The organism is Fervidobacterium changbaicum, assembly GCF_004117075.1.
Taxonomy (GTDB): Bacteria; Thermotogota; Thermotogae; order Thermotogales; family Fervidobacteriaceae; genus Fervidobacterium; species Fervidobacterium islandicum.
The window spans coordinates 822,847-838,170 of record NZ_CP026721.1; the positions used below are offsets into that span (position 1 = coordinate 822,847).

General features: G+C 42.3%; 16 protein-coding genes and 2 tRNA genes. 4 read left to right on the forward strand and 14 right to left on the reverse strand.

All coding sequences use genetic code 11. The features are described from left to right. Nucleotides 1-130 precede the first annotated feature (130 nt). The 4 genes from CBS1_RS03880 to CBS1_RS03895 all read left to right on the forward strand — a co-directional run bounded on the left by CBS1_RS03880 (nucleotide 131) and on the right by CBS1_RS03895 (nucleotide 4,386). A complete protein-coding gene (locus tag CBS1_RS03880) occupies nucleotides 131-1,507 on the forward strand; it encodes a Do family serine endopeptidase (RefSeq protein WP_090222877.1) in 1,377 nt (458 codons plus the stop codon). Nucleotides 1,508-1,614: 107 nt separating this feature from the next. Further along, nucleotides 1,615-2,565, forward strand: coding sequence for a TIGR00269 family protein (locus CBS1_RS03885; protein WP_052107186.1), 951 nt, complete (start codon nucleotides 1,615-1,617; stop codon nucleotides 2,563-2,565). Nucleotides 2,566-2,578: 13 nt separating this feature from the next. Then, a complete protein-coding gene (locus tag CBS1_RS03890; protein WP_236938333.1) occupies nucleotides 2,579-3,700 on the forward strand; it encodes an FtsW/RodA/SpoVE family cell cycle protein in 1,122 nt (373 codons plus the stop codon). A 41-nt stretch (nucleotides 3,701-3,741) separates the two neighbouring features. After that, nucleotides 3,742-4,386 (forward strand): hypothetical protein, encoded by a 645-nt coding sequence (locus CBS1_RS03895; protein ID WP_052107187.1) that lies wholly within the window; start codon nucleotides 3,742-3,744, stop codon nucleotides 4,384-4,386. Nucleotides 4,387-4,493: 107 nt separating this feature from the next. On the opposite strand, the gene CBS1_RS03900 is transcribed toward CBS1_RS03895, so the two are convergent. The 14 genes from CBS1_RS03900 to CBS1_RS03965 all read right to left on the reverse strand — a co-directional run bounded on the left by CBS1_RS03900 (nucleotide 4,494) and on the right by CBS1_RS03965 (nucleotide 15,295). After that, a tRNA-Met gene (locus tag CBS1_RS03900) sits at nucleotides 4,494-4,570 on the reverse strand. A gap of 39 nt (nucleotides 4,571-4,609) precedes the next feature. Next, nucleotides 4,610-4,699, reverse strand: a tRNA-Leu gene (locus CBS1_RS03905). A 65-nt stretch (nucleotides 4,700-4,764) separates the two neighbouring features. Then, complete coding sequence (locus CBS1_RS03910; RefSeq protein ID WP_090222879.1) at nucleotides 4,765-6,486, reverse strand: phospho-sugar mutase; 1,722 nt, start codon at nucleotides 6,484-6,486, stop codon at nucleotides 4,765-4,767. 53 nt (nucleotides 6,487-6,539) lie between these two features. Beyond that, entirely contained in the window at nucleotides 6,540-7,289 is a 750-nt protein-coding gene (locus CBS1_RS03915; protein ID WP_033191939.1) for an SIMPL domain-containing protein, read from the reverse strand. 123 nt (nucleotides 7,290-7,412) lie between these two features. Continuing rightward, nucleotides 7,413-7,670 carry a hypothetical protein gene (locus CBS1_RS03920; protein ID WP_033191940.1) on the reverse strand — a complete coding sequence of 86 codons (258 nt, stop codon included), beginning with the start codon at nucleotides 7,668-7,670 and terminating at the stop codon, nucleotides 7,413-7,415. Between the two features lie 108 nt (nucleotides 7,671-7,778). After that, nucleotides 7,779-8,282, reverse strand: coding sequence for a peptide deformylase (gene def / locus CBS1_RS03925; RefSeq protein WP_033191941.1), 504 nt, complete (start codon nucleotides 8,280-8,282; stop codon nucleotides 7,779-7,781). Beyond that, nucleotides 8,245-9,036, reverse strand: a complete 792-nt coding sequence (gene surE, locus CBS1_RS03930) for a 5'/3'-nucleotidase SurE (RefSeq protein ID WP_033191942.1) — start codon at nucleotides 9,034-9,036, stop codon at nucleotides 8,245-8,247. Before surE ends, def begins: the two co-directional genes overlap by 38 nt. 27 nt (nucleotides 9,037-9,063) lie before the next feature. After that, entirely contained in the window at nucleotides 9,064-10,155 is a 1,092-nt protein-coding gene (ispG, locus tag CBS1_RS03935) for a flavodoxin-dependent (E)-4-hydroxy-3-methylbut-2-enyl-diphosphate synthase (protein WP_407918653.1), read from the reverse strand. A gap of 27 nt (nucleotides 10,156-10,182) precedes the next feature. After that, complete coding sequence (locus CBS1_RS03940) at nucleotides 10,183-11,670, reverse strand: site-2 protease family protein (protein ID WP_052107188.1); 1,488 nt, start codon at nucleotides 11,668-11,670, stop codon at nucleotides 10,183-10,185. Then, nucleotides 11,667-12,797 carry a 1-deoxy-D-xylulose-5-phosphate reductoisomerase gene (dxr, locus tag CBS1_RS03945; RefSeq protein ID WP_090222882.1) on the reverse strand — a complete coding sequence of 377 codons (1,131 nt, stop codon included), beginning with the start codon at nucleotides 12,795-12,797 and terminating at the stop codon, nucleotides 11,667-11,669. The genes CBS1_RS03940 and dxr overlap by 4 nt, the downstream gene beginning before the upstream one ends. Further along, a complete protein-coding gene (locus tag CBS1_RS03950; RefSeq protein WP_090222883.1) occupies nucleotides 12,776-13,396 on the reverse strand; it encodes a thiamine diphosphokinase in 621 nt (206 codons plus the stop codon). The genes dxr and CBS1_RS03950 overlap by 22 nt, the downstream gene beginning before the upstream one ends. Before the next feature lie 33 nt (nucleotides 13,397-13,429). Beyond that, nucleotides 13,430-13,873 (reverse strand): SRPBCC family protein, encoded by a 444-nt coding sequence (locus CBS1_RS03955; RefSeq protein ID WP_090222885.1) that lies wholly within the window; start codon nucleotides 13,871-13,873, stop codon nucleotides 13,430-13,432. A gap of 37 nt (nucleotides 13,874-13,910) precedes the next feature. Continuing rightward, nucleotides 13,911-14,786 carry a deoxyribonuclease IV gene (locus tag CBS1_RS03960; protein WP_033191945.1) on the reverse strand — a complete coding sequence of 292 codons (876 nt, stop codon included), beginning with the start codon at nucleotides 14,784-14,786 and terminating at the stop codon, nucleotides 13,911-13,913. Between the two features lie 29 nt (nucleotides 14,787-14,815). Then, complete coding sequence (locus tag CBS1_RS03965) at nucleotides 14,816-15,295, reverse strand: GNAT family N-acetyltransferase (RefSeq protein WP_090222886.1); 480 nt, start codon at nucleotides 15,293-15,295, stop codon at nucleotides 14,816-14,818. Nucleotides 15,296-15,324 lie beyond the last annotated feature (29 nt).

Sequence of the window (15,324 nt, forward strand, 5' to 3'; positions counted from 1 at the left end):
CTTTCGGTATTCTCTTTCACTACGGAGTTATTCCTTTTAAGGAAAATTTAAGCTTAGGTATGCTATAATTCTATTGGTCTTAGCTGAAGAAAGATTTATAAACAAAAAATCGAAAGAGGAGGTGTTCGATATGAAGGCTATTCAAAACACAAAGAAGTTTTTTGTTGGTCTTTTGGTAATTTTCGCTGCTGTTTCTTTTGCCATTGTAAACGCGGATTACCAGAGCCCCATAGTCAACGTTGTAAAAGTAGCAGCTCCGGCGGTAGTGAAGATAGATGTGGTCGTTCAGACAGAAGTTTACATTGATCCATTTATCAGAGAGTTCTACAGGCAGTTTTTTGGGGATATTCCTAGACAGTTCGAGGAGTCGAACAGCGTTGGTTCTGGATTCATCATCAGTAAAGAGGGATACATCGTTACGAACTACCATGTTGTCAAAGGTGCTAAAAAGATCACCGTTACCATGCTAAACGGCGATATATACGATGCACAGTATATCGGAGGAGATGAGGAACTCGATATAGCAGTTATAAAGATTAAACCAACAAAGGATTTGCCTGTTCTTGAAATGGGCGACTCGGACAAACTCCAGATAGGTGAATGGGCGATAGCGATTGGAAATCCCCTTGGCTTCCAACACACAGTAACCGTTGGCGTCATTTCGGCTACAGGCAGAAAGATACCAAAGCCGGACGGTTCTGGTTACTACACAAACCTTATTCAAACCGATGCTGCAATCAACCCAGGTAACAGCGGTGGTCCACTGCTAAACATCTACGGTCAGGTCATTGGAATTAATACTGCGATTATAAATCCAACACAAGCGATGAATATCGGTTTTGCAATACCAATTAACGTAGCCAAGAGGTTCATAAACCAGATTATTGCAACAGGAAAGGTCGAAAAGGCGTACCTTGGAGTTTACGTCCAAACCGTTACAGAAGAGCTTGCTAAGAGTTTAGGTCTTAAAGTCACAAAAGGTGTGTATGTGTCTCAGGTCGAGAAGGACTCACCAGCTGCAAAGGCAGGTATCAAAGAGGGAGATGTTATTGTAAAATTCAACGGTCAGGTAGTTGAAAGTGCCGAGGAACTAACTTCACTTGTCCGAAATTACACTCCTGGGACGAAAGTTAAAGTGACACTCAACAGGACAGGTAAAGAGATGACAGTAGAAGTGGCTCTCGGAACACTACCAAGCCAAAACGGTTCTGCGACATCCACTTCAAAAGAATTCTACGGACTTAAAGTTGCAAACTTAACAGCGGATGACAGGTCCACATACAGAATACCAGCAGGTTTGGAAGGTGTAATCGTCAAAGAATCCAAAAATTCTTACATTAGAGTAGGTGCTGTGATCTACCGAATCTCTGTGAATGGATACTCCTACAACATAAGAAATGTGAACGACTGGAACAAGGTTGTAGACAACATCAAGAAAGGCGACTACATTGGGATTTTCTACTACTACAACGGTGTTAACTCCGTCTTCTCATTCAGGTACAATTAATTAGAAAGACATCAGTTAATTGAAAAATTTTCAACCCCCGCTGTTCAAAAGCGGGGGTTTTCGGTATAATTGAGGGATGAAGTTTAACAAAAGGAGGAATCTCATAAGTGAAATGTAAAAAGTGTTCTAATCAAGCTGTGATTCACCTAAGAGCACACAACATAGCACTTTGCAAAGAACATTTCATAGAATTCTTCGAAAGCAGAGTTCAGAAAGGCATCACGCATTTTAAAATGTTCACAAAGAAGGACAAGATACTGGTAGCCGTCTCGAGTGGAAAAGATAGTGCAGCTGTGCTGTACGCTCTAAAAAGACTTGGTTACGATGTTGAAGGTCTGTTCTTAAAAATGGGACGACATACTAACGCCGCTGAACGCGTTGTAAAACAACTGGAGGAAGCCACAGGTGCAAAAGTAAACGTACACGATGTTACACAATACTTCGGTGGACTCGGAACAGGTGAGATTGCAAAGATTGTGAAAAGACCTGTTTGCAGTATCTGTGGTATCGTACGGCGACACTGGATGAACAGGTACGCAGTAGAGAATGGCTTCACAGTTCTGGTGACAGGACATAACATGGACGACGAGGCAACGTTCTTATTTGGGAACATAATGAACTGGCAAACAGAATACATGGTACGACAATGGCCAGTGCTTGAAAAAACGCACGAAAAATTCGTGAGGAAAGCCAAACCTTTGATTTACGTTTCGGAAAAGGAAACTTATGCGTACGTCTTTTTAAATAGCATTCCATTCATGGAACAAAAGTGTCCATTCTCAAAAGGTGCCACCAGTTCTATGTATAAAAAACACCTGAACCTATTAGAATACGAGCAACCGGGTGTAAAACACCGGTTTCTATTCGGATACTTTGAAAAGTTCAAAGACCAACTGTCCAAGAACCACGAGGTAGAATTAAGAGCTTGTTCCAAGTGCGGTTATCCAACAACTGAAGAAAAGTGCCAGTATTGTAAACTCGAAGAAAGAATCAACTTGTACCTTGTATCTCAACAAGATAACGCACTGGAAGATAAAATCCCAGAGCGCAACCACTAAAAACTTTAAGGTGGTGGAATATCTGAAATACAAGTCCAACCTCTTCAAAATCAAAGAGAACGAATTCTCATTGCTCGATTACTTACTAATCATTGTTGTTATAATACTTATGATTCTTGGTCTTCTCACATTAAGAAGCGTGGTCAAAGACACTTCACAGCAGTCGCGATTTATCAAACAACTTGTATGGGACATCGTTGGTATCGCCGCAATGATTTACATAATATTTGAAAAAGAGGCAAGAATAAAAGCATATGCAAAATATCTTTACGCCATCTCTGTGGTATTATTGGTACTGGTGCTTATCTTTGGAAAAACGGTGTATGGTGCACGTCGTTGGATAGACATAGGCGCATTCGATCTACAACCCTCTGAGATATTCAAATTTGCTGTGGTTTTGATGATGGCAACTATATTTTCACAGTATCACAAAACAAAGGCGCTTATTTTATCCGTTATGACTTTACTTCCAGCTGGACTCATATTCTTGGAGCCAGACTTGGGCATGACCTTACTGATGGCGTTTATATGGTTTTCAATGCTCCTTGCAAGTGACGTGGAAAAGAAATACATACTCGTCATCATCGTTCTTGGTTTGGTTTCAATACCTTTTGCTTTTTTCTTCCTGCTGGAAGACTATCAACGCGTTCGCATACTTGCGCTCTTTAATCCTGAGGAACACTTCCAAGAAGGCGCATATAATGTTATTATGTCAAGGTCTGTGATAGCTAACGGTGGTGTTTACGGGACTGGTTACGGACTTGGAACAGGCACGAACATGCATATTGTCCCAATGCAGCACACCGATTTCATCTTTTCCGCTTTCGCAGAACAGTTCGGTCTAATTGGCAGTCTTATCTTAGTGGGGTTGTATGGTATAATACTCTTAGCAGGTTTGCTTCAAATAGGACGGTATAAGGACGACTTCTGGGAATTTGTTGTAATTGGAGTAAGTTCTATCTTTGCCTTTCACGTATTTGAAAACGTGGGGATGAATCTGGGGATACTACCTGTTACCGGAATTCCTCTGCCGTTTATAAGCTATGGAGGAACTTCAACAGTTGTCTTCTCCGCGCTTATAGGACTGCTGATCAAGGCACGAGCCGTGTCAAAAAAAGCACGACAAGTTATGTGAAGTTTATAAAGAAACCTTTTTTCCTTTGGGAGTGATAAGAGGTGCCTGTGACTAAAAAGAAAAGAGCAAGAGATTTTTCTTCTTTTTTCGGCATGTTGTTCTTCTTAATTGTTGTTGTTTCGGTGATTCTCTCGGTTGGAAACTTCATACGCTACACACAGATCCTAAAAAAATACGATGAGCTAAAAAGTTACGTGGATGCAAAGGTTACTGAAATGAAATCGGAAAATGAAAGAATCAAAGAACTCCTTGCACCAAATTCTTTAGTTGATAAATATATCGCTGCGGCAAACTACTTGCGAGAGTTCGGTTACGATTTCGAAAAGGTACTCGTATCGATAAACGACGATCCCACAACTGGTTATTTCATGGTTTTTGTAACAGGCAACGAAAGTAGCTGGTTTTCAATAAAGGATAGCCAAAAAACGTACTTCAGTGGTGAGCTAAAACCTGGACTTTCAAATTACAGGTTCTTCTACTTCAAAGAACCGAGGATAAAAACGAATTACGATATAATCGTTCCTCCAAATGCTACGATAACAGTAGGAAAGGCAGGTAAGGTTTACCTACTCGTCTTCGGTGTTGGATTGAGATTCCATCCAACAAAGGTTGTTCAATTAACTGAAACTACGTATGTCAACTTCGCAGAAAAATTCTCGTTGTACATTCCAGGAAGCCAGAATTAAAAGAGCAAAGCTTAGCTTTTAGCTTTTAAAATCAGGTGAATGTGCTTACCAAACTCCATTTAACCAAAAAAATAAAAACCGGGCACTTCTTGTGCCCGGTTCTTTTCTGGTAGCGGGGGTGGGATTTGAACCCACGACCTTTGGGTTATGAGCCCAACGAGCTGCCAGACTGCTCTACCCCGCGACGTCTATCTATATTAGCCTTCATTTGATTACTCCCACCTGGTGCCGGGGATCGGAGTCGAACCGACACGGGAGTCTAACTCCCAGCGGATTTTAAGTCCGCTGCGTCTGCCAATTCCGCCACCCCGGCTCCGTGGGATATTATACCACCACGGTTAATAATCTGTCAAGGTGTGAAGATTTGTTGTTGAATTTTCAAGCTTCGGCTATGAGTTTCAATATAGTATCTTTTATAACAGACAGTTTCTTTTTTGCCTCTTCTTTCACTTTGTCGACTGTATAAATGTAGACCTTTAACTTCGGTTCCGTACCAGACGGTCTTATCGCATACCATGAACCGTCGCTCAGGAAGAATCTAAGGACGTTTGAAGATGGGATGTGCTTTTCAACTTCTCCTATTTCTTTTCCGTGAGCATCGTATATTTTTCTTTCTAAGTAATCTATGTATTTGACTAAGTCCAACGTCCCGATTTCCTTTGGATATTTCTTTCTAAAGACCTCCATAATACGCTTAATCTTTTCCATTCCCTTCAGTCCTTCGTAGATCAGAGAAAAGTTGTCCTCAAGATAGTAACCATACGTTTTATAAAGTGATTCAAGCACATCTAAAAGCGTCTTACCTTGCTTTTTGTAGTACGCTGCCATTTCCGAGATAATCATCGACATCATCACACCATCTTTGTCCCTGACGAAATCACCTGTCACGTACCCTATGCTCTCTTCGTATCCAAATTGGAACGAATACTTTCCCTCAAGTTCATTCTCAAGACCGCATATATTTTTGAATCCTGTCAGTGTTTCGAATGTCTCAACACCGTAAGTTTTGGCGATAAGTTTTCCGAGGTCTCCCGTAACTATTGACTTGATAATGATGCCGTTTTTCGGAAGTATTCCTTTCCTTTTTCTCTGAGAGAGCAAGTATTCTATTAGCAATGCACCGGTCTGGTTACCGTTCAACGCTACGTATTCACCATTGCACTTGACCATGACTGCGTTTCTATCCGCATCCGGATCCGTTGCAAGAACAATATCTGCATCACGCTTTTTGGCATACTCGAGCGCAAGGTTGAACGCTTTCAAGTCCTCCGGATTTGGGTACTCAACAGTTGGAAATTCTCCATCTGGTTGTTCTTGTTCAGGAACTATGAAATAGTTCGTAAAGCCTCGCTTTTCAAGCACATGTCTTACAAATCGTCCACCTGTTCCGTGGAGCGGTGTGTAAATGATGGAGATGTTCTTATCTATGTCATCGCAAAGTGCCAACGAGAGCACCTTTTCAAAGTAAGCGTTGTCAACTTCTGAACCGACTATCCTTATTAATCCCTTCGCTAAAGCTTCATCAAAATCCATTTTCTTTATCATCCCGAAATCTGTTATCTTCCTTATGTTTTCCTCAATGGGTTTTGCTATATCATCGGTAATCTGCGAGCCTTTTTCCCAGTAGACCTTGTATCCGTTGTACTCGGGTGGATTATGGCTTGCGGTAATAACGATACCAGAAGCCGTTCCAAGGTATCGGACGGCAAAGGAAAGCACAGGAGTTGGCCTGATATCATCAAATAGATACACCTGTATACCATTTGCAGCGAGCACCTGGGCTGTAATCCTTGCGAATTCTTTCGACATACGTCTTACATCGTAAGCGATCACTACACCACGCTTTGCGTAATCTTCTCCACGGTTGTTGATATAGTCTGCAAGCCCTTGGGTTGCCTGCGAAACGGTGTAGATATTCATACGGTTCGTTCCGGCACCTATCTTTCCTCTTAATCCAGCAGTTCCGAACTCTAAGTCAAACAAGAATCTTTCTTTTATCTCTTCTTCGTTTCCCTCTAAAGCTCTTAACTCTTCCTTTGTCTTTTCATCGACGTACGGGCTTTCAAGCCACTTTCTGTACTCAGCCATATAGTCTCTCATGTCCACGCCTCCTTCTGGTTCTTTTCTCAAGAATATTGTTGGCTTTCTAAATGTTATTTCGCCTCGAACACAACATTGACTGTAACCATTATTTCCTTCTCTTTTGTCGATGTATCATACGTACCGTAATCACTCACTTCGACACTGTTTGGTGCGAGCACTTGGACAACTCCACTCTTTGCACTAATCACCTTTCCTACGTGCAGCCCTCCACTTTTGGCAATCTCTTCTGCACGCCTTCTTGCATCTCGAACGGCACTTGAAAGCAGTTGAACCCGCTTTTCTGCCAACTTTGAATAATAGTACTCCACCGGGTTTGCCTGGAATGCCACTCCCAAATCCAAGATCTCCTGTGTTATGTTCTTAACCTTTTGTGCTATGCCATCAACGTCGTTAGTTTGAACGTTGATGAACTGCGTCAAAACGTACTGTCTTTCAACAACTTGCGTTGGTTCAACGTACATCTCCGATACGCTTATCGCCGACAAGGTGATTTCATCTTTATTTATACCATTCTTCTCAAAGATATCCAACACCTTTTTCTCATGCTCTTTCATCAGTCTAAAGCCATAGTTTAACTTGGATTCTGGTACTTTAACTGAGTAACTCGATCCCCACTTTGCGACATCTGAGACAACCAGTTCCCTTGCACTTCCAGTTACTGAAAGTGTCTTTTGCGGTAATTTTGAAATATAGAAGAAATATCCAAAGATAGACATGCCGATTACGAATGCTACTCCTAAGATTACGGAAGCTACTAAAAACGAGGATTTTCTGTCAACGTGTTCCTCTGAACGTACCATAAGTACCACCTCCGAGACTAAGGATATTATAGCACAAACAAGAGAACATAAAGAAAGAGAAAGCGGGCGTTCTGCCCGCTTCCATTTTGATTTTCTTCATTTTTTACTGGCTTTAGGACTTTCTCACTCCTGAGCTTCTACTCCTACGTCTTTCAACCATTCTTTGATATCCATTCCAGACCATGCCATAACACGCATCTCTGTTATTGCATTCTCTACGATGTCTTTGTAAAGCATCTGGGAGATAACATCATCAGAAGCCTTCAGCTTAGGCAAAAAGTCTTTCAAATCTTCTTCCGGGTACCCGTTGAGCTTGATCTTCTTGTTGAGAATATCGAGTTCGTAAGTCAACGTAAAATTCTTCACTACTTTCTTTTCCATTTGAATCACCTCCGAGCAAACCAACTTCGGTCCTCGGACGTATTATAACACAAGAGTCTAAATTATGCAAATAACTTTAATACTCTTAATTTTTCTTTTTATTTCTTTTTATTTTGTCATTTCCCTTTTTCTTTCTTCCATTATCTTTTTCAGTTGCTGTGATAGAGCCGTTCGTGTTTTTGTATCGAGATGGTCGATAAATAAGACACCATCAAGGTGGTCATATTCGTGCTGGAATATGCGTGCAGGGTAACCTTCAAGAAGTTCTTCGTGGTATGTCCCATGTTCGTCTTGATATCTCACGCGCACCCATTTGAATCTCCAGACATCGGCGAAAACACCTGGAATACTCAAACAGCCTTCTTCTCCAAGTTCCTTCTCATCGGAATGCTCTATTATTTCAGGATTAACAACCATTTTAAAACCGCTACCATCGTCCATCCCAAAGAAACGCAAAGATAACCCAACCTGAGGTGCAGCGAGTCCTACTCCATCTTCTGCGTACATCGTCATTTTAAATTCCTCTAAAATCGCACGGACCTGTGCAAAATCATTTACCGGTTGTGCCTTTTTTCTAAGTATCGGATCTCCCAAAATCCTGACCTTCACCATAGATTCCCTCCAATTCTTCAAGCAGTTTTTCATTCGTCATGAATATAGTTATAGGTGTTACTGATATATAACCTTCAGCGAGCGCCTTGTAATCAGCCCTCGGATCCGGGTCATCTTCTATTATATCACCGAGCATCCAGTAGTACTCTCTACCGTATGGGTCTAAGCGCTTTTCAAAGTAATCCTCATACCTGCGTTTGCTCTGCCTTGTGAGCTTCCAACCTTTTACTTGCTTGTAAGGTATCGATGGAACGTTGATGTTTAAAGCCGTGAATCTGGGGATGAGTTTTAAGTCGAACTCTCTAAGGAATTTCACAAGAAATTTTGCACCAGTGTCGTACAGCGGGTCTTTAAAGTCAGCTACCGATATGGCGATAGAAGGTATACCAGCGATAGCGCCTTCAAGAGCACCGCTCACCGTTCCTGAGTATACAACATCGGTTCCAAGGTTTTCACCACGGTTTATTCCACTGATTACGACATCTGGAACTATCCCTTTGTCTTTGTATATAACATCCAGACCTATCTTGACACAATCGGCTGGCGTTCCGCTGACTGCATACATTTCGAATGGCTCGTTTATATCCAATTTCCTCGCCCAGAGTGGAAATCTCAACGTTATACCGTGTCCAACTGCGCTCTGTTCAGATTCTGGAGCGCTTACTATCACGTAGTGTTCTTTGCTTAGATACCTAGCTGCACACAGTATACCAGGAGCGGTGACACCATCGTCGTTGACAAGGAGTATATTCACGTTTCATTCCCCCTTAGCAAGAAACCTTCAAACTTCTTGACCTCTCTCAATACCTTTCTTTTCCTCCAACGCTTGTGCTACCAGTTCCTTTAATTTTATCAAACCTTCATCGAATTTGTAAGTCCCCATTATTTCTCCTTTATAGAAAACAACAACACCATCCTTTACACCTGCGATTCCGACATCCGCATCTTTGCCTTCTCCTATACCATTTACCACACAACCTAATACGGAGATTGTGATATCTTCTTGTATATGTGCAACGAGTTTTTCCACTTCTAAAGCCACAGACTCTACATCAAAGACCGTCCTCGCACAAGTGGGACATGCAACTACGTTTGGTCCCCTTCTTAAGTGTAGTGCTGTTAGAAGTTTCTTTGCAGCAATTACTTCGTTCACCGGGTCTCCGGCAATTGAAATTCTTAATGTATCTACTATACCATCAAGTATCAGTACTCCAAGTGCTACCGACGATTTTATCAAGGAATTGTAAATAGTACCTGCTTCTGTCACACCTACGTGGAGCGGGTAATCGACAAGTTTAGCAATATGCCTGTTCGCCTCTATCGTTTCAACAACATCGGAACTTTTAACGGAAATAACTATATCGTAGAACCCGTGCTTTTCCAATATTCTCACTTCTCTCAGTGCACTTTCCGCCAACGCTTGGGACTTTGGTAAGTGTTCCAAGTCCTTAGGTAGCGAGCCACTGTTGGCACCAACTCTCAGGGGAATACCGCGCTCCTTTGCAGCCTTCACTACCTCAACAACTTTCGACTCATCCCCTATGTTTCCAGGATTGATCCTAATTTTATCGATACCTTGATTTATAGCCTCAAGAGCGATTCTATAATCGAAGTGGATGTCTCCCACTAACGGGACATCCGCGTTCTCTTGCCTTAATCTTTCCTTGATGATGCCAACTTTCCGAGCACTATCTATATCAGGCAAAGACACTCTAACAACTTCGCAGCCTGCTTCAACCAAAGCCTTGATTTGTTTAACAGTTTTTTCGATATCTTTCGTGTCGGTATTTGTCATCGATTGTATTACTATCGGTGCGTTCCCTCCAATAACGATATTCCCCACCTTGACTGGTCTTGAATTTCTTCTGTTCAGCAACTGTACCACACCTTTCAGTGTTACCTATCTTGTGAAGAGCCTACTGATGTCCACGAACGTCATGAAGAAAAGGAAACCCAAAAGTAGGAAAAATCCCACAGTGTGTATCAGGTTTTCAACGTTCCTGTTTATCTTCCTTCTGGAAATCATCTCGGCAAGTGCAAATATGATCCTGCCGCCGTCCAACGCCGGTAGTGGGAAGAGGTTGAATATACCTAAGTTTATCGTTATTATTGCAACAACCGTAAGAATCGTTTCCAAACCGAACTGCACCGCTTGTCCGATAACTTGTACTACACCCACTGGTCCTGAAACTTCCTGAAGATTCCTTCCCAAGAACACTCCCGGTAACGTTTTCCAAATGTAAAGTGCGAGCCTGTTGCTACGCGCTACTGAAACGGAAATTGCTTCCAGTCCACGCGGTTTGAGTTTGGGAGCTTTTACTTCGAGCACTCCGGGAACGGAAAGTACGCTTAAGAGCTTTTCTTTCGAAACGATTACTTCTTTTTGCGTACCGTTTGATTCATAAAGAACCTTTGTCATCTCAGGGAGTGGTCTTAGCACTTGAGTCACTTTGTCGCCACTGAATTGTATGTAAAGTTCATCCGGTTTCAAGCCAAGAGCCGTTACCACGTCCATTAAGTCGTTGGTTGATTGGACTTCCATATCCTCCACTTTGAGCAGTTTATCCCCTTTCTTAAAAAGTTCGTTGTCTTTCGCAAAGACATTCGAAAACTGACCGTAGTAGATACCTATTGCGTATCTTTCCGGTAAAACGGAGACGTTGTCCAGTAAACCTTTCAGCTCACCAACTTCGGATTTTATCGTGACGTATTCTTTTTGATATTTCGCCATGTACCTTTCAAACGGAATGTTATTAACACTCTCGACTTTCCCGCCTATGTCTCCTTTGACGTCCTTTAGATACACGAAGTATTCCTTTTGAGTAAGTGCTGGTGTGACTTTTACCGTTATTCGTTCAGCGTTTCTGAGCACTTCCAAGGTGAGCGGTTTACCTTTTCGGATTATACTCGTCATATCTGTCGTATCGAAGACATGCTTCCCGTTCAGTTTCAAAACTATATCGTCCGGTTGAAGTCCCGCTTGCTGGGCAGGTGAACCTGGAATAACTTTATCAATGATGATAGGTGTGTACCCCCAACCGGAAATTATCAGTACAAATAAAAGATAACCTGCCAAAATCGAAAATACAGGGCCTGCAAGTACGATGAGAAAACGCTTCCAGGCGGCAACTCCGTAAAGTGAATCTGGGTCTTCCTGTTCTTCCGGATCCTCACCTTTCAATCTGACGTACCCACCAAGAGGAAATACATTAATTCTAAAATCTGTTTTTTTGCCCTTTCTCCTGTAAATCGCAGGGCCAAACCCAATTGCGAACTCGTGAACTTTTACACCGAATAAAACGGCAAACAGATAGTGACCAAATTCGTGAACAACTACGATAAAGATGAACACCAAAATAAATGCCATTATGTTGATAATTACGCTCATTTCTTGACCTCCTTCTCTACATAATTCAGCGCATAGCTTCTTGCCAAATTGTCAATCTCGTAGACATCTTCGATTGACTGTACGCTTATGTTTTGCTTTAAGATATATTCAATAGTCATTCTAACTACTTTTTCAATATCTGTGAACATTATTTCCCTGTTAAGAAATGCGTTAACCGCCACCTCATCAGCTGCGTTCAGTGCGATTCTCCATGCCAGATCGTCATTATCTTTTGTCAGTTCCAAACCGTAGAAAAAGAGTGGATAACGTTCACGTTCAACGTCAAACAACGTAAGGTCAAACTCCTCAACGTCTGCCACGTACGAGTGGTACTTCCTTTCGGGATAGGTAAGTGCATACGCAATTGGTATCCTCATGTCCGGTTTCCCAGCGTGGATTTTTATAACCCCATCTTTCAAAAAGACAATCCCGTGAATGAAACTCAAGCGGTTGATTTTTACATCGATTCTACCGTATTCTAAGTTGAACAACTCGTGTGCTTCGATCACCTCAAAAAGTTTATTTACCATAGTTGCCGAGTCAACTGTAATTCGACCACCCATACTCCACGTCGGATGTTTAAGGATGTCGGAAGGTTTTAGCTCGGATATTCTTTCCAGAGGGACGTCGCGAACTGCACCTCCGGAGGCTGTTATGAGAATTTTTTCGATATGTGGTTCGTAGAGTTGGAAAATCGCGGAGTGTTCACTATCAACAGGAATAAGTTCGACATTATTTTCTCGAGCTAAGTCTTTCACGAATGGACCTGCGCAGACCAACGCTTCTTTCGTTGCAAGTGCTATTCTTTTTGCGTACCTTAGCGCAGAAAATGTGGTCTTAACCCCTTCAAATCCCGGAATCGCGCAGACCACGATATCGGGAGATGTCTTTTCCAACAATTCATCAACACTTTGACACCGCTTACCAAAGCCGATATCTTTTTTAGAAAAGTAGTATTCCACACCTAAATCTCGCATGATTCTCGACGCTATTTCGATGTTTGAACCAAAAGAAATACCGACAACCTCAAAACCTCCGAGCTGCTTTACTACATCGACCGTTTGAGTTCCTATCGAACCCGTGGCGCCAAATATGACAACCTTTTTCACAGCGGCTTTTTCTTCCAACGCACGAACACCACCTTACCATTTTTCACTTCTACTTTCACCATGTCGCTTAGAGCCACGTTGCTAACACCAATCGGAGTAGTTATATCCATGCTTCCACTGAACGGATACTTGAAACCTTCTATTGAAAACTCCGCATGGCAAAGCGGTACGAATGACCACAGCTCTCCGGCGATAGCTTTTAGCGTTTGTGTACCTTTCTGGCCAGCTTTAATAACACCAACTTCGCACTTGTCGGATATCGCTACCACGTTGTCGTACTTGCTCATAAGGCCTATCATCGCAAGCAACATATCGATTCTTTCACCCTGCCAATTCAATATCTCAACTTCCGTTGCTCCGTGCTTGAAAACGTAGTTGAGCGCAAGTTCAAGGTCGGTCTCGTCCTTTTCTGCAGGATACGTGTAGATCTTGACGCCATTTAACTCAAAATATTCGAGCGTATCATCTGTAACGGAATCCATATCACCAATAAGCACGTGTGGTATTATTTTTCTTCTTCTCAATTCTTCCGCCCCACCATCGACGGCAACGATAAGTTCACCGGTTATGTACATCGTACCATTAGAGTTCCCGTTAAGAATTATAGAGGCTTTCACTTGAATCCCCCCTAAGAGATATTATCATGGTTTTCATATAAGTATAAGGCCTCGCTCCACATACACCTTGGCAAGCAAGAGCATCTGTCCCCAACCGTACGCACAGCCGTACCTTATGTGGAGCTCGTTTTCATCTTTTACAAACGTCCTATCCTTAACGGTTACAATTGTCTCATCTTCGCTTGTTGGTTGAAAAGATAGCTCAACGAACGAGCGATAACCGTCCTCGTATTCGTACCACCAGAAGGAAAAGATACGTTTGTGAACGACACTGACGATTCTGCCCGTGTCCGTAACCACTTGTCCGTCGGTAAGCCTGAACCAGCGGAAGTATATCTCTCCGCTATCCTCATCTATCTTCATACCATCTGTAAACCAAGGATCCCAGCCATTCGGGTTATAGAATGCCTTCCAGACAACGTCGATAGGGGCTTTGAACCTTTCATGAAACTCCATTTCATCATTTGAAATTGGCATATTAGAATTGCACCTCGACTTTCGTTTATTTGAAAGCTCAACAATCTATCTTTTTCCAGATAGCCTTAACCTTCGCTATATCCTCTGCGTGTTCCGGATTGTCGCCGGGGGTTTCTAAAATCAGCGGTAGTGAATTGAAAACTGGCTCTGATAAAAACACTTCGAGCTTTTCGCCGATTTTGCCGTTTCCTATATTCTCATGCCTGTCCTTTTGCGAACCGAGTTCGTTCTTCGTGTCGTTGAGGTGGACGAATTTCAGTCTTTTTATTCCCACTTCGCGTTCAATTTCCTCCAGTAAGTTCCTGATGCCTTCCTTTGTTGTTACATCGTAGCCTGCGTCGTAACCGTGGCAAGTATCAAAGGTCAATCCAATTCTGTCTTCATATTTGCAAAGGCTTATTATCTCTCGCATCTGTGCGTAGTTGTAACCTATGTTCCCGCCCTTTTTAACAACGTTCTCGAGTAGTATCTGGACGTTCTTTTCCTTTTCCATAACTATGTTCAAAGCGCGCGCAACCTTTTCAATGCCCTCTTTCTCACCCAATCCCAGATGACTTCCCGGATGTATGTTCAAATACTTTATTCCAAGTCTTGCGCATATCTTCGCCTCTATGATAAGTAACTCAACCGACTTTTCCCAAATGTCTTCCTTTGGACTCGCTATGTTTACAAGATAGCCTGCGTGACACATAAAATTCTCCGGGTTGAGCTTGTACTTCTTAACATCACGCAAAAAATGAACCACATCGTCATCAGACGGTAGTTTTGCCTTCCACTGACGCGGATTGTGAGGAAAGATTTGGAATGCGTTTCCACCTATCTCCACGGTCTCTCTTGGTACCCTTGCAAATCCACCACCAATGGGCATGTGTGCACCAAGTATCAGTTCTTTTCTACCATCTTTACCATCCATACTCTCACCTTCTAAATCATCTGTGTCGTTTACCGATCTTTCCAGTTTTCTCTAAGCATTCCTAAGATAATTATATCCCAGTACCGTCCATCGTGGTATTTTGCTTCCTTGAGTATTCCCTCCCTGTGAAAGCCTAAGCCTTCGAGTAACTTTAGCGAACGTTCATTGTACTCATACACTTCTGCGGTGATTCTGTGAAGATTGAGCTCCCTAAAGGCAAAATCAAAGGCCTTTTTCAGCATGAGCTTTCCCAATCCCCTACCACGCCACACCGGTGACACATAGTAAGTTATATAAGCGTTCCTATTCAGAACCCTCAAATCGAATTCAACAAATCCTATCTTTTCTATCCTATCATCTTCCTCAACAGAAAACACCAGTACAACAGGTTTTGCTTTCGTGATTTTTCTTTCAGAAAAGTACATTACATCTTCTTCAGGTAATTCTAACAAGATATCTTCGCTCACGCGAAAGGTCAACTTGTGATCTTCTTGTTTAAACTTGCCCATACGACATTCTCACCTTCTTAGCAAAGAAT